Here is a 24,561-nt window from a genome sequence, read left to right as displayed (position 1 = left end):
CCTACCCTAGGGTAGGTAATTTTTTATTTTATCGCCGGCCCTTTGCCACATTAATTGATGGTATGGTTTTTGTTTGCATCCCTGCATGGTCACTAAGCTTGCTCCAGTCACAGCTTGACCATCCACCAATACCTGAAGCTTACCCACAACCTGTCCCGTCTGTAGCGGTGCATTAAGTTCTTTAGACAACTCCACCACCTGCTCCAACTTTGCGGAATGATCCACCGGCACCGTCACCACAACATCCCTGTTAACCGTAACCGGCACCTTGCTTATAACCCCTTCCATAACCCCAATGGACGCAAAGGGTTCCCCCTCTTTGGCAAGCAAGCGGTTTTCATAACGACTAAAACCGTAATCTAACAATTTAATGGATTCATTCCAACGATCATCACTGTGCAGCACTACGGCAATTAATTGACGCCCATCTCTTTGGGCTGCTGCAACTAGGCACTTACCTGCGGCGTTGGTGGTGCCGGTTTTTACCCCGTTGGCCCCCTGATAGCTCCACAGCATTTTATTGGTATTGTTTAAGGATCGGGCACCTCCTGATCCCGGGATCGTGTGGCTTTTTGTAGCAACGATTTTACTGAATACAGGGTTCTTTAAGGCCTCCCTGGTGATCAGGGCCAAATCATAGGCAGAGGAGTAATGCTTGTCACTGGGTAACCCATTGGAGTTGCAAAAGTTTGTATTCTTTGCTCCCAATCTCTGAGCCTTTAAATTCATTAGATTAACAAAGATATCCTCCCGGACGGCAATTTGCTCTGCGATAGCCACACAGGCATCATTGCCAGAATGCAGTAAAGCCCCATAAAGAAGTTGTTCCAGGGATAATTTTTCCCCCGCCCTTAGATATACACTGCTGCCCTCTACACCGGCAGCCTGGGGACTTACTGACGTAACCTGCTGCAAATTGCCAATTTCCATGGCCACCAGGGCTGTCATAATTTTGGTAGTACTGGCAATGGGCCTGGGTTGGTGAGGATTCTTGGCATAAAGAACTTGCCCGGTCTGGGCATCCATAACCACTGCGGTATATGCAGAAAGCATTGGTTTTTCGCTAAAGCTGCCTGTTTCCAACACGGATCGTTCGTCATCATAGAGATAAAAAACATCATTGGCAGGCTTAACGATCCCATGGGCAAAGGCATTCCCTGTATAGAAAAACAGAACCACGATTAGAATAAATATACCGTTTGCTAAATTCCTTTGATCCTTCACTTATTACCACCTCATATTAATCTCATCTTGGTTAGGGTTCCCTTGCAGCATCCGTTTATGGCTGGAAATAATTAAAGCACGCAAAATGCATGCTTTAATTATTTTTGTGTTCTATTTTAGTAATAAGGTTTTCTTTGATCCGATGCCCCTTATTTTTAAAATCATCCAAAAGGGTGTAAATAACAGGCACAACTATCAGGGTTAATAAGGTCGAAGTAATCAGCCCCCCGATGATGGCGTGGGCCATGGGTGCCCGACCTTCGGCCCCGGGACCCAGTGCCAAAGCCAAGGGCAGCATGCCAAAAATCATAGCGGTGGAGGTCATTATAATCGGACGCAACCGAGTCAGGGCTGCTTTACCCAAAGCTTCATTTCGTTCCACTCCTTTGGCCCGCTGCTGTTTGGTAAAGTCAATTAGCAGAATAGCATTTTTGGTTACCAAGCCCATGAGCATAATAATACCAATCATACTCATGATACTCAGGTCGCTGCCCAGTATCAGCAAGCTTAGGATAGCCCCCACAATGGCCATGGGTAAGGAAAGCATAATGGAAAAGGGATCGATATAGCTTTCAAATTGTGCGGCCAAAATAAAGAAAATGAACAGTACCGCAGTAATCAGGGCCAACACCATGGCAACAAAGGTCTCTCCCATCATTTCTGCATCACCGCCCTCATAAAAACGGTAGCCAGGGGGTAATTTTAGTTCCTGAGCAACCTGTTCCTTAAAGGCCTTATTAAACTCCCCTAGGGAAACACCCTCCAGGTTACAGGTCAAGGATATTTCCTTAATTCTATCAAAGCGATTGATTTCGCTAGGAGAGGTAGAAAAAACAGTATCCGTGACCTGACTTAACGGTACCATAACTGGTTGACCCTCTGCCGAAAAACTGCCTGGCAGATAAATATTTTGCAGATCAGCCAAGCTTTCACGATCCTTTTCAACCAACTGTATCCTTACATCAAAGCGGTTTTCCCCATCTGCAAATTGGCTGACCACCACCCCATTGAAAAGGGTACGCAGCGTATCCCCCACTAGGGCAGTGCTGACACCAAGATCCGCCGCCACATCTGAATTTACCTGAATTTGTCCCTCCGGCTTGCCTGGCTTGTAACTATTTGAAACATCTACCGAGCCGGGAATATTCTCCATTATCCGCTGGGCTTGTTCAGCATAGATTTGCAATTGCTCTAAGTCTTCACCCTGCAATCGAAATTGAACCATCGCCCCTTCACCGGAGACCCCCTGCTGGTTGACGGTGACCTTAACCCCAGGGATGGTATTCAAATCCCGTCGCAGTACTGCTGCCACTTCATCAAGGGTCTGATCACGGTCTTGTTTACCCACCAATTTAACAAATAAATTGGCCCTGTCGGCTTTTGTGGTGGAATATACCTTGGTAACCTCAGGGTATTGACGAAGTTTTTCCTCAATCTTACCAGTAAGCAAACCAGCCGCCCCCACACTTAGGCCTGCATCCATATCAGCCGCCAGGTATAGTTCCCCCACGTCTCCGGTGGGCATAAATGTCGAACCTAATAATGGTATCAGTGCTAAGCTGCCCACAAACAATAAAGCTGCTATGCCAATGGTTTTCTTACGGTTTCTTAGGACAACTTTAAGGAATTCCGCATATTTTACAGTAAGCCGGTCAAAGCCCCGGTTAAACCAGTTGGTAAACCTACCGATCATTCCCTTTGGCACCTGTTCCTCCAGCCGTAAATATTTTGAGGCAAGCATCGGTACCAGGGTAAAGGCAACAAAAAGTGATACCAACACACTAAAAGCAACTGTAATACCAAATTGCTTAAAAAATTGCCCGGTAATCCCTTTCATCATTCCTACGGGAAGGAACACTGCCACCACGGTTAAGGTAGTGGAGGTTACAGCCAGTCCTAATTCCGTTGTTCCATCCCTGGCTGCCTCCAAGGCTGTTTTTCCCATCCTTAAATGCCGTACAATATTTTCGATGACCACGATGGCATCGTCAATCAATAGTCCCACAGCCAGTGAAAGGGCCATTAGGGACATGAAGTTTAGGGTAAAGCCCAAAACCTTCATGGCAAAAAAGGTTGCAATAATGGAACTAGGAATAGCTAGGGCACTGATTAAAGTACTGCGCCAGTCCCGCAGGAAAATAAACACCGTCAGAACAGCCAAAATACTCCCTTCAATAAGGGTATTTCTCACATCCTTTACAGCGTCCCGGATATATACTGAGTTATCCCGTACAATTTCCAATTTAACTCCCGGGGGTAGCTCTGCCTTGATTTCCTCCACTACTTTTTTTAGCTTATCCGCCACTTCAACCGTATTAGCACCGGATTGTTTCACAATATCCAGCCCGATGGCTGGTTTCCCCTGATAGCGTGAAATACTCCCCTGCTCCTTGACACCATCCACGATCGTGGCAATATCCCTAACGTAAAGTTGTACCCCTCCCCGCCTAGCCACCGGCAAGTTAGCAAATTCCTCAATCCTTTTAATCTCCCCCACGGTACGAAGGGTTATTTCCTTATCCTTAGTAGCAACCTTTCCCCCGGGTACCTCCATATTTTCACTGCGCAGGCTGCTCACAACCTCAGCCGTGGAAATTCCGTAGGCTGCCAGCTTGTCCTTATCTAAATTAATCTTAATTTCCCTTTTTTCATCTCCATAGACACCAATAGAACCAACCCCTTTGATTACCTCAAGCCTTCTTTTTATGAGATCTTCCACAATCACCGTCATTTCGCGCATAGAAATATCACCGGTTACAGCCAGGGAGACAATGGGATAGGCCATTGGATCGAATTTGGCAATAATCGGCTCTTCTATATCCTGAGGCAAATCACCCCGGATGATGCTTATTTTATCCCGTACATCTTGGGCCGCCACCTCTGGGGAAGTCTCCAGGGTAAACTCGGCAAAAACCAGGGCTACTCCCTCCTGGGAGTTGGCATAAATATGTTTAACACCGGATATTTGCCCGATGGCCTCTTCTAGCTTATATACCACCTTGGTTTCAATTTGCTCCGGCGAAGCTCCCGGTTGTACAACGGTTACTGCCACATAGGGAAATTCAGTCTCAGGGTAGTCATTGATATTGAGACCTAGCCAGCTGATAATCCCTACGGCCAACAGTGCCAAGATCGTAACTGTCGCAAAAACCGGCCTTTTTAAACTGAGGTTTGTTAAAAACATAAATTTTCCTCCTGTTACCTGGCGACTTTGATCTTATCCTGGTCTTTTAATTTGTTGGCATTGGTGATGACTACCTCTTGTCCTTCCTTAAGGCCCTGCTTTATCTCAACTAATTGATCCATGATTTGTCCTACTTCCACCGGAACCCTTTTAGCTTGGTCACCTTCGGAAATAAAAACAAAGTACATACCCTGTTTAGTTGTTAGCGCTGCTTGGGGTATCGCTAAGGCATTATCAGCCTCTCCGGTTTTAATGTTTACCTTGGCAAACATGCCGGGTTTTAACATAAATTCTGGGTTAGGTACCTTGATTTTAGCTTCAAATACTCTGGCATCTTTGTTTGCCACCGGGTTAATAACTGCCACCTCACCGATAAATTGTTTATTTCCATAAGCATTCACAGCTATCTCCGTTTTAAGACCCACTTTAAGGTTTGACAGATCCCCTTGGTCGATATTCACCACCACATAAACTGCTGCTATATCCTCCACTGTCATCAGGTCAGGCCCTTGCAGAGAAACCATCTGACCGGTGGTTACATTCCGATTGGCTACAAGGCCGCCAATCGGCGAGGTGATGGTGGTATTGCGCAAATCCTTCTCAGCGTTGGCCACGGCTGCAGTAGCAGAACTGACTTCTGCCTCGGCTAACTTCCGTGCAGTTTCCATGCTTTCAAATTCCTTTTCAGAAACTGCCCCCTGTTTATAAAGCTCCTGGTATCTTTGATAATCAGCACTGGCAGTGGCAAGTCCTGCCTCCGCCTTTTTTAAACTAGCTTGATTAATGGCTAGGGAATGGGTCATGCTATCACTCTTTATATAAACCAAGGGTTGACCCGCAGTTACCTGATCTCCATTATTAACTAATACTTCACTTACACGTCCTGCGGATAATTCAGCACAAATAATTGCTTGATGAAAGGCCTCAATATTTCCGGTCAGAGAAAGGATGTTTTCAATCTTTATTTTGCTTACCGGCTGGGTGGACACAATCTGCACCGGTTCCTCCTGCTTCATTTCATTCTTGTGCCAGAATCCACCTTTAAAGATACCAAGGGCTAAAATAGCTGCCAATGGTATTAGCCAGAGCTTCCATTTCCTCTTCATACTCCTTTTGCTCCTTTATTAAATTCTCTACCCTTCAGAGAAACTGCTACACTTTGCCCACCTTCCTCCCTTTGGGAGACCCTCGTCAAAATTCAAAAGGAACGCCGAAAAAGCCATGGACATTTTTCCATGGCCTTAGCCTCCATTCTCATCGGTAAGCTCCTCTTGCTCCCTGCGTAATCTTCTTAAATAATGCCTGCCTGCTCTGGTTATTCTGTAGTAGGTATGGTTCATGTGCTTTACCCAGTCTTTTTGCCGATGGTAACCCACCAGCATATTACCCTGCACCTTTTCCAACAGGCCCTTATTCAATAAATTTTCCAAACGGCTGCGGGATTCTTCCACATCCAAACCCACATTAATTCCCAAACGCCAGGCATACTCCGGCCCTGCATAATCAATGAACTGTAAAATCTCTAAATCCTTTTCATCTTCAATTTCTTCCGGCAGCAGTCCCAATTCCATTAGCAAAGCATAGACTTGGCCCGCTAACTCTTGACATTCCTTGGCATATTCATGATGCAGGGGGCCTAATTCATGTTCTTCGGGCAATTCGTTGCCGATTAACTCATTTATTTCTTTAAGATCCTGTGCTGCACCTTTCAATTGATCAAAAAGAAGGCATTTCTGATTCAATTCATACAGTCTCTTGGCGAACTGGGGCATTCTTTCTGGATCGGTACTAATCACCGGGTCCCCCAGCTTGCTTTCTACTTCGGAACGTTCCGTATAGAAGGAATCAATCCTCGACCAAATCTCCTCATCGGAAAGGTATTTGGCATTGAAAATGGACATAGGGTTCCTCCATATTAAAATTTTTTTACTGCTTGGTTTCCCCTTTAATTTGAGTAGCCTTTAAGTAAAGAGTAATTTTTTCATCGATGACAACCAGATACGATTTCAGCCTGTACTTATTTCCATTGGCTTCTATTTCACGGTTATCAATTACCCCGGGAATCCATAGTATGTCCAGGCCCTCTACCTCCTGTCCTATTAAGGGAGCAAGCCAGGTTTCTACATTCTCATTGGCTTCTATATTTACGCTAAGTTCATCATATTCCGTTAAACCTTCCCGGGAAGACAGGATCACAAAGGTTTCAATATTGGTTATGGTCCGCTTCTGTCTCTTTTTACTATTATCCCTTAATTTTGTCAATTCGCTTTGGGTGTCAGCCAATTGACCGCTTAGAGTTAGATTGGCCAAGGTAAGATGATCCACCTGTTTGCCAATTACCATATTGGTTGCCGCCGCCCCCACTAAACAACCCAGTATCAGAAATGCCAAGCACCTGAAAAATGCTGCCCTCATCTAGAGTTACCCCCGCAAAGGGTCAGAATCAGGTAATATCCCGCCTGTGTACCGGCCAGGGCACTAACAATATAAAAAATCTGTTTAATCACTGCCCGGACCTCCCCGTTAAAAAGACCACTTTCAAACACTTCAAAGGTGGAGAAGGTGCCACCGATGGCAGCAGCAATGGCCCATATTTTCATATCCCGGGACAATTTTAACATAACTCCCAAGGATGGTTCTCGTACCAACAAGGCCGCCAGGGAGCCGATAAGCACTGAGCCCAACATAATACCAAGGGCTGTAAAGAAAATTAAGATCACTTTATGTTCAAAGGTCTCTATTTTTATCACCCCTCATAAGGACAATCTGTTAAACCTTATTTGGGAAACCATAAAAATATACCCTTGAGATACTATTTCTTTATGAAAAGAAAAAGACCTTCCCAATTACTTTGGCAAGGTCTTTTATACTTACAGGTATTCTTTTATCTCTGGTTCATAGTACTCTTTGCTATGATTGCAGAGGGGGCATTTTTCCGGTGGTTCATTACCCTCATGGAGATAACCGCATTCCCGGCACTTCCATTGGATTTTTTCATCCCTTTGCAGCAGCTTATTATTCTCTAGTAATTCCAGCAGCTTTTTAAAACGCTCCGCATGGTGATATTCTACCTGCTGTACCGTGGTAAAAAATTTAGCCGCCTCCTGTTCCCCCTCTTCCTTGGCTATCTGCTCAAACTCGGGGTACATATCCTTCCACTCGTAGGATTCCTTATCAATGGAAGCCAGTAGATTTTCCTTGGTACCCTTGATGCCACCTAACAGTTTTAAAATGACCTCGGCATGTTCCTTTTCATTCCTAGCGGTTTCTTCAAAAACCTCCGCTATTTCGTGCCAGCCTTCCTTACGGGCCACGGAGGCAAAGAAAGTGTAATAATTTCTGGCCATACTTTCCCCGGCAAAGGCTGCCTTTAAATTGTCCACGGTTTTCTTGCTCATATTTGGTACCCCCAGTATTGGTAATATAATACCATTTTTACCAAATGCCACCTAAATCATACAGCACTTGGCACATTAATATTGACCTGCTACCCGTTTTTTCGCTACAATTTATAGTATGTACCAGACTTATGTATAGGAGTGTTAGCTTTGGTTAAAAAGCAAGAAATCGAATTTACCGTTTCCGGCCACGAAGTAGATAAAGATTTAGCCCGTGTGCCCATTAAGGTATCACCGTCACTTCAAGCACTGATTGCTAACCAGCTTGAATTAATGGAAATTGTAGAAAAAGGCCACCCTGACTACACTATTTTTGTGGAGCAGCACCGTATGGAACTGTTGCAAATTGAACAGGAAATAGCCTATGCCTTTAATAACTATGTCCAAAAAAAGGAAAAGGCGCGGGAGAAGAGAGAGCAAAGAAAGTCTTCTCTGGCCACAGAACCACCAACAATTGAAGAAGAATCTCCCTTTATGGAAGTAGCTTTTTCCGGTGGGCAGACCTCTTTACCTACTAAGGATGATCTTCCCTGGGATGATTCACCCAGACAGTCCGCTGAAGAACAAAATATATCCGATCAGGGTTATGTTGATGAAAGGCCACAACCCTCCCTGGATGCCATGGCTGCCGCCATTAGTCCGGGCCTCCCCTCTGCCAAATACGAACCCAGAACTGCCCCGGTGGAACCAAAGCCTGAAATTGATGTAAGAAGGATTGCCATTGGTGCCGCTATCAAAAGCCTAAGCAAGTTTTTGGGAAGGCAACTGAGCGAGGAAGAGATAATACAGATTGAAAACCAGGTTGATTCTTATTTAAAGTAAACGTAAACAGGGAGCGTCGCAGCTCATAAAGCTGAGACACTCCCTTGCTATTTACTGTCGATTTGATCTCGCAGGCAATGGTCTTGACCGTTCCCCACACAGTCCGATCCATTAGAAACTATATTTTTTATCCTTAGCTGCTTCCTCTTCAACAAGTATCCGCCGCAGAATTTTACCCACGGTGGATTTGGGTAATTCCTTGCGAAACTCGACCCTTTTGGGTACTTTATACTGGGTTAAGTGCTGCCGGCAATACTTGATTATTTCGTCCCTTCTAGCCTCCTCACCCTCATGCAGGACAACAAAGGCCTTTAATACCTCCCCCCTGGTGCGGTCCTTGATTCCAATGACAGCAGCTTCCTTTACCTTGGGGTGGCCATAGATTACTTCTTCTACCTCTCTTGGGTAAATATTATAACCCATACTGATCACCAGATCTTTCTTACGATCCACAATATGGGTGAATCCCTTCTCATCCAGCCGGGCAATATCCCCGGTATGCAACCAGCCATCCCGCAGAACCCTGGCTGTTTCTTCCGGCATATGCCAATAGCCCTTCATGATTTGTGGTCCCCGAATGCATAACTCGCCAACTGCACCAATGGGTAATTCCTGACTGCCAGTTTCCAGATCAACAATCTTTATTTCCGTGTTGGGCATCGGCAATCCAATGGAACCATCCACTTTCTGGTCATTCAGGGGGTTGCACTGGGTCACCGGCGATGCTTCCGTCAGCCCATATCCCTCAACCAGCTTGGCACCAGTAAAAGCTTCAAACTTTTGTTGTACTTCCGCCGGTAAAGGTGCTCCACCGGACAGGCAGATGCGAATAGAAGAAAGATCGTATTTTTTAACCTCAGGGTTGGCAATGACAGCCACATATAAGGAGGGTACTCCCTGAAAGACTGTGGGCTGATACATGACAATTTGTTTTAGTAAATTCATGGCCTCTAAACGGGGAATTAAAATCATTGTGGAAGCCAAGTAAACAGACAAATTCATACAAGTGGTCATGGCAAAGATATGAAAAAAGGGAAGTACACAGAAAAATCTTTCCTTGCCCTCCTGGCACTCCTTCAACCAGTGCCTGGTTTGAATTGTATTTCCTGCTAGGTTACGATGGGTCAGCATGGCACCCTTTACTACCCCGGTGGTTCCCCCAGTATATTGGAGAACAACAATATCCTCATCTATATCCAGAGCCACCTCTGGTGGGGCTGGCAGGGATTTCACCAGCAGCTGTTCAAAGGAAAGGATCTCCTTCACCCCACCATCGCCAACTGTCTGATTAAGATCATTGCCAAGGTCTAGGTACTGCTGCACGCTGGTAGCAATTAAAATCTCTATGGCGGTATCGGGAAGTATCTTCGCCACCTTTGGCTGCAGCTGATCAAGATAAATTAAGGTAGCTGCCCCAGAGTCCTTTAGAATATACGCTAATTCCCTTTCTGTATACATGGGATTCACCATCACTGCAATGGCCCCCAAACGCATGATCGCATAATAAGAAATGACCAGTTGTGGACAGTTGGGCAACAAAATGGCCACACGGTTTCCCTTTTTTATGCCCAGATCACTCAATGCTGTGGCAATACGGTCCACTCTTTCTTTTAATTCAATATAGGTCAGTTCATGGTTTTGAAATATAATGGCGGTGTTATCAGGGTACCGATTGGCCGATTGTACTAAAAAATCATAAAGGGAAACATTCGGAAGGTCTATATATTGGGGTATTCCTTCCGGGTAATGTCTATGCCATAGTTTGCTATTCATTTTGTCACCCTCCTTAAGAACTGGTTAAAATAAAGCCATGGGAATTTTTTCTGTATTAACACCGATTTTTCCTTTAGAAATTATGTCGAAAGAGCATTTTTATCATCACAAAGAGAGTGACTCATCATAAATATTTCCTGTCCAGGGGATGCTATCCTTTATTATCCTTGTAAACAAATCAGAGGTGAAAAATCAATGTGGGATGGCTGGCCAATTTCCAGGGTAATCGTTTTATTTGCAGCAATGGCTTCACTATTAATTTTTATTCAGGTAACTCTTTTTCATTACCGTCAGAATTTTCGTCATTGGGCCATGTGGGGACCTGTATTAACAACGCCCATTATCGGCCTGTTGTTACTGGCTTTGGTTTTCTATAACATGTCCATACTAAAAACTGTCACAGGTATTTTTTGTGCCCTGGGAGTTTTGTCTGGTTTAGTTGGCTTTGGCTTCCATGTAGAAGGTGTTGGTGAACGTGTGGCTGGTTATCGGATGCAAAATTTCCTGGTAGGACCCCCTGTAATACTACCCTTGATGGTGGCGGCCATTAGTACACTGGGCCTTATTGGTCTTTATTGGAGGTACTAGGCTATGGAAGAAAAACGAACCCGTTACCCTTCCTTTGATTTACTAAAGTATCAAGATGAGTGGGATCCCCATACCAGGGAAATTGTGCTTAAGAGGCTGGGGCCCTTTGATCAACCAAAGGTATTAAAAGACGTTGAGGTTAACCTAATTAAAACTATTGCCAGCCATCTGGTGTACGATGACCGGCATGATCTGCTGGATTACATGGTGCATCACATGGACCAAAAACTAACAGCCAAAATGGGTGAGTCCCAACGTAAACCAACCATACCACCAGAAAAACAGTTAATCCAAGAGGGACTAACTGCCATTAACAATTATGCCAAGGGTTCCTATCATCAAAGCTTTACAGAGCTGACTACCGACCAGCAGTTTTCTATCCTTTCCTCCCTTCAGGAGGGACAAATTAAACCTTTACCCGGCTGGGATAAAGAAAAGCAGCAGGCATTATTTAAAAAACTCAGCTCAGAAATTATCAGCGCCTACTTTTCACACCCGATCGTTTGGTCTGAAATTGGCTACGGCGGTCCGGCCTATCCCCGGGGATATGTACGGGTAGAGCAGGGACTTACTGATCCATGGGAGGCCCGGCAAGATGAAAAATAATCATGACTTTGTCACTCATAACTGTGATCATTACGCCGGCCATCGCTACCATGATTTGGACCACCGTAAATATAAAGACGATGCAGATATTTGCATCGTTGGAGCCGGCGCCGCCGGTGGTGTGCTGGCCTATGAACTAAGTAAAGCTGGCTTTAAAGTGATTGTACTGGAGGCAGGACCCTACTGGAACCCCCAAACAGATTTCGCCAGTGATGAACTGTCCATGAATTCCCTGGGCTGGCAGGACACCCGCCTTTCCACCGGCCAAGATCCCATCAGCTTTGGTCATAACAATTCCGGCCGGGGTGTTGGGGGAGGCACAGTCCACTTTACCGGTGTTTTTCTCCGCTTCCACGCCAGTGATTTTAAAGTTAAGACCCTGGATGGTGTGGCTGAAGATTGGCCCATAACCTATGAGGATTTGGCACCCTACTATGATAAAATTGAACGGGACATAGCCGTTTCCGGCCCCAAGGAATTTCCCTGGGGGGAATTTGCCGGACCTTATCCTTACCCCGTGCGGGAACCAATCAGTGCCAATGCCCAGTTATTTCGCCGGGGTTGCGAAAGGTTGGGCATCCGAAGTGTGGTGACACCTCTGGCTATTCTCTCAGCCCCCTTTGAGGGCCGTCCCCCTTGTATCAACCGAGGGTTTTGTAACCAGGGTTGTCTGCCCAATGCCAAGTTTAGTACCCTTATCCACCATATTCCCAAGGCCATTCAACTGGGAGCAGAGGTCCTAAGTGATTGTATGGTCACCCATCTTGATTTAAACAAAGCAGGCCGGGTAAGCAGCGTCACCTTTGTGCATGCTGGCAAGGAATATGCCCAAAGGGCCAGGGTTTTCATCCTTGCCAGCTTTGTGGTAGAAACACCGCGTTTGCTGCTTCATTCGGCCTGTCCCAAGTTTCCCGAGGGCCTAGCCAACAGCAGTGGTCTGGTGGGGAAATGCATTATGCCCCACAGCAGCCATGACCTCTATGCCAAATTTGACCAGGAGGTCAGACTTTATAAGGGTACACCCGTGCTGGCTTCTACCCAGGAATTCTATGAAACGGATCTCTCCAGGTGCTTTGTGCGGGGTTATACCCTACACGCCCACGGTTCCCGGCCGGTGGCCATGGCCAAGGGAATAGCCACCAAGGCTGGCATCTGGGGTAAAGATCTTTACCAAATTATGCGGGACTATAATTATTATGGTCGGGTTACTCTGGTGGGTGAAGTGCTGCCAAACCCAGCCAACACCCTTACATTGGGCGATGAGAAGGATGCATATGGCATACCCCGTGCAGTGTCCACCTTTCGCTACGGTGATAATGACAACAAATTAATTGCCCATGCCATGGCCAAAGCCAAGGAAATCATGGAAGCAGTGGGGGGTAAAGCAGCCTTTGTGACACCGGATTCCGCCCACTTGATGGGCGGCACCAGAATGGGTCAGGAGCCTGCCACCTCTGTGGTTGACCCCTTCTGCCGCAGCCATGATATTGCCAATCTATACATTTGCAGTGCCAGTGTCTTTGTCACCTCCGGCGGCGGCAACCCCACCGAAACAGTCATGGCCCTGGCCGCCCGCACCGCAGACCACATCATCGAGCAAGCAAAGATCAGAGCCTACTAGGTATTCAACACTTATGCAACAAAGGGTGCCAGGCACCCTTTGTTGCATAAGTTCCACTGACTTTTCTATTTAAATAAATAAATTTACATCCGATTCTTCCGCCTCTGCTAAATAAGAAGCCACCCCGCCATATTCAATGCCCTCAATGAGTTCCTCCGCCTTAATACCCATTAGGTCCATGGACATGGTACAGGCCACTAACCGTACACCACTATCCTTGGCCTGTTGAATTAATTCCTCCAGCGAGGCAACATTTTTCTTCTGCATGATATTCCGAATCATCCTGGGACCCATGCCAGCCATATTCATTTTGGATAGTCCCAGCCTTTTGCTGCCCCTTGGCATCATAAAGCCAAACATTCTTTCTATAAAGTTTTTTTCAACCCTGCCCACCACATCTTTTCTAAGGATATTTAGTCCCCAGAAGGTAAAGAACAGAGTCACCTTTCTCCCCATGGCGGCACCACCATTGGCGATGATGAAAGAAGCAATGGCCTTATCTAAATCACTGCTAAAGACAATAATGGATTTGCCGTGGGGAATATCCAGCGGGTTTTGATTATGGGCAGGTACTGGCACCTGAGCATTCCCCTTTTTAATCATCACTCGGTACCCCTTAGCGGTGGATTCGGAACTAAGCAGGGTGTTTCCTGTCCGTTCACACCAGGCCTTCGCGTCTCTGGGAAAGGAAGGATCCGAGGCCAGAACCTCCAGGACCTCCCCTATCTGAAGATTTTCCATTTCTTTATAGACCTTCATAATAGGCCCAGGACATTGCAAGCCACAGGCATCCACTTGCACGGTTTTTCCTTCTAGTGTTGCTACGGGAGAAGGTATATGTTCAAATTTTGTCATTTGCTCATTCAAATCAATACCCTCCGCATATTTATATTGTTCCGCCAAATGCATCTCATAGCCACCACTGAGGTTATATACCTCATACCCCCGCTGGGCCAAAATCCGGTAGGCGATATACCCCCTGAGACCTACTTTACAGTAAATAATAATCTTTTTATCCCTGGGGATTTCCGCCAGTCCCTGTCGAATACGATCCACGGGCATTAGCACTGAGCCTGCTAAATGACCATTATCATATTCTTCTTTGGTGCGAACATCCAGAATCAGATGGTCTTCTCTGGCCAAGCCCTTTAAATCCTCCCAATGCAGGACCTTAACATCGCCTTTCAGGATATTGGCAGCGGTAAAGCCTGCCATATTAACAGGGTCCTTGGCGGAAGAGTAAGGCGGGGCATAGGACAGTTCCAACTCCTCCAGATCATAAACTGTCAGCCCATGTTTGATGGCTGTGGCCAAAACATCAATTCTTTTATCCACACCCTGCCGACCCACAATTTGTGCCCCCAGAATTTTCCCATCGGTGGGTGAGAAAAGAAGCTTCATGGTCAACATAAAGGCCCCGGGGTAATAGCCCGCATGGGAACCAGAGTGGGTAAAGGATTTTAGATAGGGAATGCCAGACCTTTGGAGAAGCTTTTCATTATTGCCTGTGGCTGCGGCAGTAATATTAAATACCTTGATAATAGAAGTTCCGAGGGAGCCTAAATATTTGTCCTTGGCCCCACAAATATTATTGGCAGCAATGCGCCCCTGTTTATTGGCTGGGCCTGCTAAGGGGATCAAGGCATTTTGCCCGCTTAGCCGATCTTTTACTTCAATGGCATCACCTACGGCATAAATCGCCTGGTCCGAGGTCCTGAGATATTCATCCACCAGGATGCCGCCCTTGGCCCCAATTTCTAAGCCTGCCTCTTGGGCTAGCTTTGTCTCTGGCCGTACCCCCGCGGCCATAATAACCAGATCCACCTGCTCCTGCCTGCCACTGCCCAATAGGATATCAATTTGCGTCTCACCTTGGAAGCTTTGAACGGCATCCTTTAGTATCAGGTGGATTCCGTTCGCTAGCAATTCCTGCTCTACTATCCGGGCCATTTCTACATCCAAAGGTCCCATCACCTGTTCCGCCGCTTCAATGACCACCACAGCAAGCCCGGCATGTTTAAGATTTTCCGCCATTTCAATGCCAACGTAGCCGCCGCCTATCACAGCAGCCCGTTGGGGCTTCTGTTCCTCAATAAAGCCCTTAATCTTATCTACATCAGCCATGTTTCTCAGGGTATAGATGCCTTGCCGCTGCATCCCCGGTATAGGAGGTAAAATGGGTGCGGCACCGGGAGATAGCAGCAAATAATCATAGCTTTCCCGGTAGGTCTGACCCCCCGCAAGCACTTCGACTTCTTTGCTTTGCCGCAGAATCCTAGTCACTTCACTTTTCACTCGAATATCAATGTTAAACCTTTCCTGCATCCCCTGAACGGTCTGTACCAACAAATTTTCCCGTTCCTGAATAACCCCCCCGAGGTAGTAGGGCAAACCACAATTGGCAAAGGAAATGTATTCTCCCCTTTCGAAGAGAATAATTTCTGCACTTTCATCTAGCCTTCTTAGTCTGGCTGCGGCACTGGCACCACCAGCAACCCCGCCTATGATTAACACTTTTCTTGACATCTTAATCAACTCCCGCCTCCCATACCCCTAGGGGTATGGGTACTTGTTATAATAAAAATAACACCCTCTACCAGTTAAGTCAACGTTTATTTTAGTGAATTATTGACATCAATTAAAGGAAATTATACACTAATACCATAGGGGGTATGGTAGTAATGCAGGCCAATGTTAATCTTGAATTACAACAGGAGTTAATGAGCCGCTTAAAAAAAATCGAGGGTCAAGTGCGCGGCATCCACAAAATGATTGACCAGAATCGCAGTTGCAGCGATGTAGTGATACAACTTGCCGCCGTTAAGGCCGCCATCAATCGGGTAGGCTTCTCTGTGTTGGCCTGTCATCTAGCCAATTCTATTCAGGAGAACATGGAGCAGGGCATAGAACTCAATGAATCACTGGATGATTTTATGAAGGTATTTAAAAAGTTTTCTTAGCTGTTGGGAAAAGAGCGGGGCAAACACATGGGACATGGGTGAGATAAGGGAACAGGTTGAGACCACTGAAAAAGTCCTGTTTTTTCAGTGGTCTCAACCTGTCCCTCTTGTCCCTAGGCTAACCAATACCTACGGGGTAACGGGCTGTGAAGGTAGTGCCCTTGCCTGGTTGGACGGTGAAGGAGATACTCCCTTTGAGGTAGCGTTCTGTAATTAACTTCATGCTGTAAGTTCCCAGGCCTCTGCCACTTCCTTTGGTGGAAAAGAATCTGTCAAATATCTGTAGTTGAACCTCCCTGGGCATTTCCTTGGAATTATTGACCGAAAAATGCAGTTCATTATCCGTTAGGCTGAGCCCTAGGGTTACAACCTCACCTTGCCCCGAAGCCTCTAAGGCGTTTTTTACCATGTTGCCCAATACCCTTTTCAAGAGTACAGGGTCACTGACCATCGTAATCTCTTCGGCAACCCCTATAAATTCCAGGGTAACTCCTTGGGCAATGGGCTGCCTGACATACTGATCCATAATGCTGTTTAACAATTCCACCGGATCAAAGGGTTCCGGGCTTACCCTTAGCTCGTTATTTTCCGCACTGAGTAAATCCCTTTGGTCGAGGATCTCCTCAATTAAATCCCCGGCTATTTCCTGCAAATCCCTCATCATTTCCTGCACCTTGCCAGAATCTTTGACGGTACTTAATAGTTCTACAATACCCCGAAGACTCCCGGCGGTATTTAAAATATCATGAAAGAAGATGCGCTCCAACGATTTTCTTCGTTTTTCATCACTGATATCGGTAACAAAAATAACAGTAAAACTCTTCTCTTCCAATATCAGGGGTTTAGCAGTAAAAAGCAGTTCCAAAGAAACAAGCTCCCCTTGTCTTTTGACAACCGCCCGACACTCCATCGCTGCCGCTTGACCTGACAGGGCAGCTAGAATGGCTAAGACAGCCCCACAGGTGGAACAATGCTCACTGGTACCGCAACCAGCTTCATTTTCGAAGGCATGAATACAATCCAACACTTCCCCGGGCCTGGCCCCCAAAACCTTATAAGTGTCTTCGATTTTTAGTGCATCTAATAATGCTTCATTGCAATAAACAATCTGTCTGTACTGATTTAGAATTAGAATAATGTTGGGAAAGGATTCAAAAATCGGGTGCACAGCATAAATCTTATTAACCGTTTCCACCTGTTCCAATACCCTATCCTTTGGTAGCCGAGCAGCCGGGGCAAAATGGGTAAAGTGGTCGTTAAACAATAGTTCATTCATCTATCTGACACCTCCTTTAAAATTTGCAAGCCCAAACCTTGCTCCTTTTGTTTTGATACATATTTTTATCTGCAGTATTTATCAATTCATCAAGGCTGCAGGGTAGCTCTGCATCAAAAAAGGCAATCCCAAAACTAAGGGATATACCATATTGCCTGATACCCTTGGCATTGTGACGATTTACGTGATCTATTAGACGAGTTGTTAATTGTGGTACCCTATCTTTCTGGTCCCCTAAAACCAGCACAGCAAATTCATCGCCGCCCAATCGGCTAATGATATCTGATTCCCGAAAGGTTTTGGTTAAAATATTCGCGGTATCAATTAACGCCTGATCCCCCTCGTGATGGCCGAGCTGATCATTTATCATTTTCAGCTTATCAAGGTCAACAAAGAACAGCATTAATTTTTCCCCGGCACGTTTGGTCACCTTTAGCTGTTGCTCAGTCAAAGTGATAAATCCCCGCCTGTTATACAAACCGGTTAACTCATCACGCAGGGATAGATTACGCAATTTCTCCCTTAATTGTACATTTTCCGTAACGTCCCGCAGGGAAGCAAGATAAGCGTTTTTTCCTTCCCAGTTTATTTCCACCACATGCATTTCAGCCACCAGCAGGTCTTTATTCAACCGCTCAATGGTAACTTCCTTTTTTTCTCCTGAAGCCATACTATATTTAAAGGGCTGATCCATTATTTCCTTGGCTGGACACCCAAAGAGGGTTTCTGCAGCAGGATTAACATAACACATTACACCTTGACGGTCAGCCACCACCATCGCATCACTGTTTTTTTCCAAAATTGTGCGGTAATTGTGTTCAAGTATTTTAATTTTATTTAAAGCATCCTTTAGCTGGTTATTGGACTGTTCCAATTCCAGATTCTTTTGCACAGCATTTTCGAAGGTAGAAAGCAGCAGGTCGATAATCTGCATCCGTTCGGAGGTAAGGAAATGCTTTTGCCCCTCAAAGAAAACCTCCATACCCATTTCTGTACTGCCGCAACGTCTCAATTCCTGATTAATTAAGATGTGACGTATGCGTGAGAGTAAAAATTGTTCATTAAAGGGCTTCGTCACAAAGTTATCTGCACCACAGGATAAACCCTTAATAACATCCTTGGCATCGGAGAGTCCGGTTAGCAAAATAACTGGTATACCCTTGAGACCTTCGTTTGTTTTAACCGCTTTACAGAGATCATAGCCATCCATTTCCGGCATAATTATGTCACTGATGATGATGCTGGGTTTATTACTGCTTATATAGTCAAGGGCCTGTACCCCATTATAGGTCACATGAACTTGATAGCCGTTTTGTTCCAGAATATAGCGCAGTTGTTCCGCTTGGGTGCGACTGTCCTCTACCACTAGAATCTTTACTTTATTATTCAACTTTGTCCCTCCAAACCCAAGTTAATTAGTTAAAACCTTGCTCAGATGAACCAGTCACCAATTCCTTTAAGGTTAAAGCAATTGCCTCTGGGGATAGGACATAGGCAGCAGCTCCAATTCGAATGGCCTCCCCGGGCATACCAAAAATAACGCAGCTTTCTTTATTTTGCGCGATGGTAATTGCCTGTCTTTCCCGCATGGTCTTTAACCCTTGGGCACCATCTTCGCCCATGCCAGTCAAGAGTATGCCCACCGCAGAGGAGCCAAAGGCCTTACTGACAGAGCGAAACAAAAAGGAAACCGCTGGACGAATATTCTTTTCCGGTGCCTCCTTTGAAAGCACCAGTCGGCCATTGGATTGTATCCCTAAATGAAAACTATCCGGTGCAAAGTAGACATGTCCCGGCAGGGCATATTCCCCGTGGTAAGCGATGTGAATTGGCAGGGCTGTGGTTTGGTTTAACCAATCAACTAACCCCTTTAAAAATCCCGTAGTAATATGCTGGACAACCAAAATAGGTGCTGGAAAATCGGCCGGTAGTTGAGAGAAAATTTCTTTAAGCACCAGAGGACCACCTGTGGAAGCGCCGATGGCAATGCATTTAATTCTTTTTCCGATATTTTTAGGCCTTATTTGGGGAAGTGATGTCTTTAAGGGTAGTGACAACATTTTCGTTCGTACCTTGACTCTGGCAATGGATTTGATCGTTTGGATCAGCCTTTTACTTTTTTCAGCAAATTCCCGGTGACCAATTCCCGGTGGTGCCTCCTCCACTGCCACTGCACCTGCCTCGAGGGCCTGGAAGGTCATGGCTAGGTTTTCCTTTTGATAATGAGAGCTAACAATGATAATCGGTACAGGGGCTTCTTCTAAAATCCTTCTGGTTGCTTCAAAGCCATTCATACCGGGCAGCTCAATATCCATTGTGATTACGTTGGGCTGATACTTCTTAGCAAAAACCACCGCATCCAAGCCATTACTTACAGTACCAATTACCTTTATTTCCGCATCGGACCGAAGTATATGCTCCAGCAAACTTTGCACAACTGGTGAATCTTCAACGATTAAGACCTTAATCATTTTTGGTTACCCCGCTATTTTATATAAGTCTATTAATAACTGCCAGCAAATCACTATGGTCAAAGCTACTTTTAACAATATATGCGTTGGCACCAACATCAATACCCCGCTCCCGATCTGCCCTTGAATCCAGACTGGTGACTAAAATAACCGGAAGATGCGCTAGTTTTTCATCGGACCTGATCTTACTAGTCAGGTCAAAGCCATTCAGTCTTGGCATTTCCACATCCGAAACAACCAAGTTAAACTCCCCTGTCTTCAAGGTTGTTAATGCATCCACTCCGTCCACCGCAGTGGTTACACGATAACCAGCCGATTCCACAATGTTTTTCAGCAGCATGCGGGAGGTTATGGAATCCTCCACAAGCAGTACAGATTTTCTTTGGTCCGTCTGCCCTGGCTCATTGGTCACCGCCTTTGACTTGTGCGTGGGATATTTGATGGCCGACTTAAGCAGGTCATGGACATTTAGTATAGGTACAACTTGCCCGGAGCCAAGTACCGTGGCACCACTGATATTTCTTACCCGTCTAAGCTGCTTGCCCAATGACTTAACCAGTACCTCTTGCTCACTGATGATTTCATCCACCTGAAAGGCCATCTGTTTTTGGGCTGTACTGATAACAATTATTTTTAAACGTTCAGTATTTTTTGGTTCTGCCCCTTGACCGGGTAGTTCCAAAACCTCAGACAATTTTATCAGTGGTATAGCCTGCCCATTGATCGCTAGGGTTTCCCGGTTTTCCACGGTTTTGATGCTTTCCTCTTTTACCCGCAGCGCTTGATTTATCCCCGAAGAAGGCACAATAAAATTTTGCCCCTCAGCCTTCACCAGTGTGCCACGAAAGGTAGAGATATTTACAGGTAGCAGTAATCGGAAGGTAGTACCCACAGTCCGTGCTGTCTCTACCTTGATTTCCCCGCCAAGGTTTGCCACCTTTTCTTGAACAATGGCCAGCCCCAGCCCCCTGCCGGAGATATCGGTAATAATAGGGCTAGTTGACACTTCCGATAGGAAGATGAGATCTAATAGTTCTTCATTCACGAACTGGTCCTCCGGTTGCTTTGTTAATAAGCCACCTCTGACCGCTGCCTCTTTAACTTGATCCAGATTGATTCCTGCCCCGTCATCGCCGATAATTATTTCAACCCTGTTGCCCCCCACCTGGGTAACCGATATATTGAGCAGTCCCCGGCGTGTTTTGCCAACTCTCTCACGCACTTCCGGTGTTTCAATACCATGATCAATGCAATTCCGTACAATATGTAAAATAGGGTCCTTTAATTGTTCTAAAATCCGTTTATCTACCTCAACTTCTAAACCCTGCAGGGTAAGGTTTACTTCCTTGCCCTGGGACCTAGACAAATCCCGGACAACCTTTGGTATGTTATGAAAAAGGGTAGCCACCGGCTGCATCAGGGTTTTTTTAACTTGCTTCAAAAGATGATCGACATTGCCGGATATATATCGATGGTTATGCTCGGATAGTTTCTTGATGGTCTTGGTATCTTTGTCTAGGTGTTTAATAAAATCAATTTCCCGTTCATAAACCTCCAGCAAAGCCGCAAAGGATTTAAGCAGCTCACTGCTATCACCCAGGGGGTAGCCTTTGTCCATTATTTTCCGGGCCCTTCGCATAAGGGGGGTTAATTTAAATAATTCCCTTTGCCTGGTCTTTACATTGTCAGTTACTTGCCTGAGCTCTGCTACAAGCTGGGCTGCCGCAAGTTTAGTTGGGAGTAATTCCTCCGCCAGATAAAGAATTTCATCTAGTTTTGTAGTGGAAATGCGGATGCTTTTATCCGTACTTATGTTTTGACATTGGTTGTTCGGGATGCTCTGATCAAGGGGTCCCTGCTGAACTACTGGCTCTGTGATCACGGTTGCCGAGGTCTCAGGGGGAATAACTATTTCCATCGTGCTAAGACCAATTTCTTCCTTGTTTCCTTCCTTTTGTACTTCCTTTGACAGGGGTTCTTCCAGGCCCTGTAAGGTTTGCACCAATTCAAAAATTGCAGTTTGATTACCTGCAGGATTGGCTAAGGAACTGATCATAACATCTAGGCTTTTATGCAATATGTCAAATAATTCTAGTGTTAAATTGATTTCCTTTCGTTTCAGAAGGGCTAGGATGTTTTCTAGGGCATGGCAAATAGACTCAATATCCGTAATATTGACCGAGCGGGCTGCCCCTTTCAAGCTGTGTGCTTCACGAAAAATTGTTTCTACAATTTTTTCCTGAACCTCTGGTGGGGGTTGCCCTTCCAGTTGGAGCAGACCCGAAGACATAACCTTTATTCTTTCTTCGGCTTCAACAAAAAACATTTTTTTGAGTCGTTGAAAAAATTCATCCTCTTTCCTGCTAGTCATAAAAATCTCCCTACTATAACTTATAGCTTTGCACCAACTGCCTCAGATCCCTGCCCATCTCGGCCAGGCTTTGGGCAGTTAGCTCCAATTGCCTAGCACCGTCGGCATTTTGCCCGCTGGCCTGTTGAATGCTTTCCATTGCTAAGGCCACTTGATCCATGCCGACAAACTGTTGTTGCACGGAGGCTGCAATCTGCACAACGGACTGGGCCGCTTCGGAAATGGTTTTGGTCATCATTTTTATGGATTCCCCAGCTTCGGCGGATTGCTTTACCCCATCCTCCACGACCTTATAACCCTGTTCGGTTGCCATAACTGCCGAACTGGTAGCCTTCTGAATCTCATTTAAGATACTGCGCACCTGGGAGGTGGCCTGTTTAGATTGTTCCGCCATACTTTTGATCTCCTGGGCCACCACCACAAATCCAATACCCTGATCCCCAGCCTTGGCGGCTTCTATGGAGGCATTCACTGCCAGTAAATTGGACTGTTCTGCCAGGTCATCCACTGTGGAAATAATCTCTCCAATGGCTTGGCTTTGTTCACTGAGTCTGATAATACCCTCAGCAATCAGTTCCATTTTCTCCTTAATTCTGTTCATGCCCTGCACGGTTTCATCCACAGATCTTTGGCCATTTTGTGAAACCTGCACCGCCTTTTGCGCAATTTGCGATACATACTGGGCCTTTTCATTGGAGAGTTGGGCGGTTTGTTTGACTTCTTCCATGGTGGTGGTGGTCTCACTCACAGCCGAAGCTGTTTCATGGGCACCGGTAACAAATTGTGAAGTGGAGGCGGAAATTTCACCCGCTGAAACAACGAGCACCTCAACTCCTGTGGCAACCTTACCGATTTCTTCCCTCAGGTTTGTACTCATCTGATTTATTGTCCTTAGAAGCTGGCCCAGTTCATCCTTTCTGTCCTCCATGGACACATCTACGGTTATATCGCGATTCGATATGCGTTCGGCAACCTCTACCACCTGCTTAAGGGGTTTCTGAATATTTTTCGTGATCATGATACCCAGGCCAAGGGAAACACCCAAACCCAGTAGTATGGTTAGGATCATATTTCTCTCAGCAGTATTTGCATTTAGAATGTTGGCCTCGGATTTTTCTTTCGCCTGGGTTACCTTGATATCCATGATTTTTTGTAAGTCTGCATCAATATTCTGGGCCAGACGATAACCATCGCCATGGTAGATTAATTCCATTGCTTTTGCATCCTTTTTGTTTAAGGCCTGATCAATGATTTGATCCCTTATGACATTGAATTTCTCAATATTTGCCCTGACCTCGGTAAGCTTCTGACTGGCTTCTTTGGCATCCATGGTTTTCTCTAATTTAGCCAGTTCATCATTTATCTTACCATCCAATTCATAAATCGCATCTCTGTATTTGGCATCATGGGTATTAACAATATCCCTCAGACAGACGCGTATTCTTTGGAAGGAAATTGCTGCAACACAAATTTCACTTAAAGGTTGGGTGTTAACTTGGTACAGCTCGAAATCCCTCTGTTTGATTTGATTAAGATTATAAACCGCAATATATCCTAAGATAGCCGTAAAGAACGTTACAAATGTGAACACAGCTAATAACTTGGTGCCAATCTTAAAATTATTTAACCATTTCACTGCTTTTCCCCCTTTAGAAAAGTTTCCTAACTATATAACCTCTTCATCCACGATAATTCTTTTGTCAGAAAGGATTTTTTCTCCTGCCAAAACAATAAGCCGCTCAACCGTAACGCCCCTTTGGTATGCCAGTTGTATGCCTGTTAGAGTATTAAGGGGTGGGCCAATTGCAGCAATGGGTAATGGTCCTGAGCCAGTTATTTCGTCAACCAGCATACCGAATTCCATGTCAGGAGAGTGAAGCAAAATTACCTTTGGTAATTTGTTTTCTCCTCCTTGGGGCAAATTGAATAATTTTTTCAAATCCACAATGGAATGAATTTGTCCCCGTACATTTACTACCCCCAAAACAAAATCAGGTGTACAGGGCAAAGGTGTTAATTCCCTGAGGGGAAATACTTCTCGAATATACTTTGATTCGATGGCATACTGCTCCCCTGACAGGGTAAATCGCACCACCTCGATACAGACCTCTTTGTCCGACCCTTGGCTTTCCTGGGCCAACAGTTCTGCCCTTAACTTCAATATTTTTTTCTTTTCTTCCTGTAAGGGTATGGCAGCGGTGGTTTGAGCTTTAAGCAGACTTTTTTTAACTTTTTCCCACGTGTTACTTTTTTTATCTTGCTCCATG

Annotated in this window: 20 protein-coding genes; 5 read left to right on the top strand and 15 right to left on the bottom strand. The window is 45.5% G+C overall.

Annotated features, from left to right (window positions below; all coding sequences use genetic code 11):
- Positions 1-6 precede the first annotated feature (6 nt).
- From AC1U9Z_RS13580 to AC1U9Z_RS13550, 7 genes are all read right to left on the bottom strand, one after another.
- Entirely contained in the window at positions 7-1,224 is a 1,218-nt protein-coding gene (locus AC1U9Z_RS13580; RefSeq protein ID WP_479957852.1) for a serine hydrolase, read from the bottom strand.
- 94 nt (positions 1,225-1,318) lie between these two features.
- The gene (locus tag AC1U9Z_RS13575) at positions 1,319-4,408 is read right to left on the bottom strand and encodes an efflux RND transporter permease subunit (protein WP_479957851.1); all 3,090 of its coding nucleotides are present in this window, start codon (positions 4,406-4,408) and stop codon (positions 1,319-1,321) included.
- Positions 4,409-4,422: 14 nt separating this feature from the next.
- On the bottom strand, positions 4,423-5,514 hold the full coding sequence (locus tag AC1U9Z_RS13570) for an efflux RND transporter periplasmic adaptor subunit (RefSeq protein WP_479957849.1): 1,092 nt from the start codon (positions 5,512-5,514) through the stop codon (positions 4,423-4,425).
- Positions 5,515-5,649: 135 nt separating this feature from the next.
- The gene (locus AC1U9Z_RS13565) at positions 5,650-6,309 is read right to left on the bottom strand and encodes a DUF2250 domain-containing protein (RefSeq protein WP_479957847.1); all 660 of its coding nucleotides are present in this window, start codon (positions 6,307-6,309) and stop codon (positions 5,650-5,652) included.
- Between the two features lie 25 nt (positions 6,310-6,334).
- A complete protein-coding gene (locus tag AC1U9Z_RS13560; RefSeq protein WP_479957845.1) occupies positions 6,335-6,823 on the bottom strand; it encodes a sporulation membrane protein YtrI in 489 nt (162 codons plus the stop codon).
- Positions 6,820-7,158 carry a YtrH family sporulation protein gene (locus AC1U9Z_RS13555; RefSeq protein ID WP_479957843.1) on the bottom strand — a complete coding sequence of 113 codons (339 nt, stop codon included), beginning with the start codon at positions 7,156-7,158 and terminating at the stop codon, positions 6,820-6,822. Before AC1U9Z_RS13555 ends, AC1U9Z_RS13560 begins: the two co-directional genes overlap by 4 nt.
- Before the next feature lie 120 nt (positions 7,159-7,278).
- Complete coding sequence (locus AC1U9Z_RS13550) at positions 7,279-7,806, bottom strand: rubrerythrin family protein (RefSeq protein ID WP_479957841.1); 528 nt, start codon at positions 7,804-7,806, stop codon at positions 7,279-7,281.
- A gap of 150 nt (positions 7,807-7,956) precedes the next feature.
- Between AC1U9Z_RS13550 and AC1U9Z_RS13545 the strand changes: the two genes are divergently transcribed.
- Positions 7,957-8,628: a hypothetical protein gene (locus AC1U9Z_RS13545; protein WP_479957839.1), complete on the top strand. Its 672-nt coding sequence runs from the start codon at positions 7,957-7,959 to the stop codon at positions 8,626-8,628.
- A gap of 111 nt (positions 8,629-8,739) precedes the next feature.
- Here the strand turns inward: AC1U9Z_RS13545 and AC1U9Z_RS13540 are convergent, their stop codons facing one another.
- Positions 8,740-10,401 (bottom strand): long-chain-fatty-acid--CoA ligase, encoded by a 1,662-nt coding sequence (locus tag AC1U9Z_RS13540; RefSeq protein WP_479957837.1) that lies wholly within the window; start codon positions 10,399-10,401, stop codon positions 8,740-8,742.
- A 195-nt stretch (positions 10,402-10,596) separates the two neighbouring features.
- Here AC1U9Z_RS13540 and AC1U9Z_RS13535 point away from each other — a divergent pair, with 195 nt between their 5' ends.
- The 3 genes from AC1U9Z_RS13535 to AC1U9Z_RS13525 are packed head-to-tail and all read left to right on the top strand — an operon-like array spanning position 10,597 to position 13,216.
- Positions 10,597-10,989 (top strand): hypothetical protein, encoded by a 393-nt coding sequence (locus AC1U9Z_RS13535; protein ID WP_479957835.1) that lies wholly within the window; start codon positions 10,597-10,599, stop codon positions 10,987-10,989.
- A 3-nt stretch (positions 10,990-10,992) separates the two neighbouring features.
- Complete coding sequence (locus tag AC1U9Z_RS13530; protein WP_333531736.1) at positions 10,993-11,595, top strand: gluconate 2-dehydrogenase subunit 3 family protein; 603 nt, start codon at positions 10,993-10,995, stop codon at positions 11,593-11,595.
- Positions 11,585-13,216, top strand: coding sequence for a GMC family oxidoreductase (locus AC1U9Z_RS13525; RefSeq protein ID WP_479957833.1), 1,632 nt, complete (start codon positions 11,585-11,587; stop codon positions 13,214-13,216). Before AC1U9Z_RS13530 ends, AC1U9Z_RS13525 begins: the two co-directional genes overlap by 11 nt.
- A gap of 69 nt (positions 13,217-13,285) precedes the next feature.
- Here the strand turns inward: AC1U9Z_RS13525 and AC1U9Z_RS13520 are convergent, their stop codons facing one another.
- A complete protein-coding gene (locus AC1U9Z_RS13520; RefSeq protein ID WP_479957831.1) occupies positions 13,286-15,742 on the bottom strand; it encodes a DsrE/DsrF/DrsH-like family protein in 2,457 nt (818 codons plus the stop codon).
- A gap of 146 nt (positions 15,743-15,888) precedes the next feature.
- On the opposite strand from AC1U9Z_RS13520, the gene AC1U9Z_RS13515 reads away from it, so the two are divergent.
- A complete protein-coding gene (locus tag AC1U9Z_RS13515) occupies positions 15,889-16,176 on the top strand; it encodes a metal-sensitive transcriptional regulator (RefSeq protein ID WP_479957829.1) in 288 nt (95 codons plus the stop codon).
- A gap of 118 nt (positions 16,177-16,294) precedes the next feature.
- Here AC1U9Z_RS13515 and AC1U9Z_RS13510 read toward each other — a convergent pair whose 3' ends face one another.
- Genes AC1U9Z_RS13510 through AC1U9Z_RS13485 form a run of 6 tightly spaced genes read right to left on the bottom strand, consistent with a single transcriptional unit; the run spans position 16,295 to position 24,560 of the window.
- A complete protein-coding gene (locus tag AC1U9Z_RS13510) occupies positions 16,295-17,452 on the bottom strand; it encodes a PAS domain-containing sensor histidine kinase (RefSeq protein WP_479957827.1) in 1,158 nt (385 codons plus the stop codon).
- 16 nt (positions 17,453-17,468) lie between these two features.
- On the bottom strand, positions 17,469-18,842 hold the full coding sequence (locus AC1U9Z_RS13505) for a diguanylate cyclase domain-containing protein (RefSeq protein ID WP_479957826.1): 1,374 nt from the start codon (positions 18,840-18,842) through the stop codon (positions 17,469-17,471).
- Between the two features lie 25 nt (positions 18,843-18,867).
- The gene (gene cheB / locus AC1U9Z_RS13500; protein ID WP_479957825.1) at positions 18,868-19,923 is read right to left on the bottom strand and encodes a chemotaxis-specific protein-glutamate methyltransferase CheB; all 1,056 of its coding nucleotides are present in this window, start codon (positions 19,921-19,923) and stop codon (positions 18,868-18,870) included.
- 19 nt (positions 19,924-19,942) lie between these two features.
- Entirely contained in the window at positions 19,943-22,294 is a 2,352-nt protein-coding gene (locus tag AC1U9Z_RS13495; protein WP_479957823.1) for a hybrid sensor histidine kinase/response regulator, read from the bottom strand.
- A 13-nt stretch (positions 22,295-22,307) separates the two neighbouring features.
- Entirely contained in the window at positions 22,308-23,930 is a 1,623-nt protein-coding gene (locus AC1U9Z_RS13490) for a methyl-accepting chemotaxis protein (protein WP_479957821.1), read from the bottom strand.
- A gap of 30 nt (positions 23,931-23,960) precedes the next feature.
- Positions 23,961-24,560: a chemotaxis protein CheW gene (locus AC1U9Z_RS13485; RefSeq protein WP_479957819.1), complete on the bottom strand. Its 600-nt coding sequence runs from the start codon at positions 24,558-24,560 to the stop codon at positions 23,961-23,963.
- Position 24,561 lies beyond the last annotated feature (1 nt).

The sequence above is a fragment of the Desulfotomaculum sp. genome, from assembly GCF_982386235.1.
The sequence above is the reverse complement of the archived record's forward strand: the minus strand, read 5'-3'. Positions and strand labels throughout refer to the sequence as shown.